This is a genomic window from Xenorhabdus budapestensis (assembly GCF_002632465.1).
Taxonomy (GTDB): Bacteria; Pseudomonadota; Gammaproteobacteria; order Enterobacterales; family Enterobacteriaceae; genus Xenorhabdus; species Xenorhabdus budapestensis.
Window position 1 is genome coordinate 1 of record NZ_NIBS01000112.1, and the last position, 797, is coordinate 797.

General features: G+C 55.1%; 1 protein-coding gene and 1 pseudogene. Both read right to left on the reverse strand.

Annotated features, from left to right (window positions below; all coding sequences use genetic code 11):
* Nucleotides 1–296, reverse strand: a pseudogene (locus Xbud_RS19115) (S49 family peptidase); the annotation flags it as partial.
* Nucleotides 296–797 (reverse strand): phage portal protein (locus Xbud_RS19120; RefSeq protein ID WP_145956688.1); only part of this gene is annotated, 502 nt, incomplete at its 5' end. The gene Xbud_RS19120 and the pseudogene Xbud_RS19115, both read right to left, overlap by 1 nt.

A 797-nucleotide genomic window follows, 5' to 3' on the forward strand; every position in this document is an offset into this window, starting at 1 on the left:
AGAAACACCTGCCGAATGCCGTCATAACCGGTCATGCCACTGTAAGGACGCAAGGAACCGAGTTTTTGCACCAGCGTTCCCTGCACCGGAATGACAGCAGTTCCCTCTAAAACGTCATAGCCTGTATCACGCCCGCGCCGGGTAAATGAGTCATCCTCATCATCCCAGTCCATCCCGGCATGAATCCGGGTAATGCCGAAGCGGTCGGTTAGGGCTGCCATCACGACTTCGGCTTTGCGCGGATGGATTGCCAGCGGCACATTAAACAACCGCTGGGCTAAGTGGGGCAAGTTCATCATTCCCATTCCCCTGATCCTCTGTTGGTTTGCTGTTGCGGTGCCGGTTCAGCCCATTCAGGCAGTGGAATACCGCGCTCTTTAAAGGCTTCAATTTCACGCGCACGCTCATCCAGCATTTCTTCCCAGTCTTCACCGGCATTTTCTGCCGCCTCCATCTCAAGGGTTGAAAGACCTGCATTCATCCCCAGAATAGCGCCTTTCTTCTCCGCCACCGGGTCTAACCAGCCGCGACCGGGTCCCATCCAGCGCGCACGGCAATAAGCCGCTTTCGCATCCAGAAAGTCAGGGGCATTACTGGGTAAGGGTAAATCCTCAATGTTATGGATTTCTTCCACAAACGCAGAGGCAATAGGTTGAGCAAATCCGATAGCAAAATCATCACGACGGCGCGTCAGAGTCTTCCACGCTTCCAGCATCGCAGCACGGGCAGAGGAATAGTTCACATCTGACCAGTCCTGCGTGACCTGTTGCGTGGAAAGTCCGGTCGCGGCGGCGATA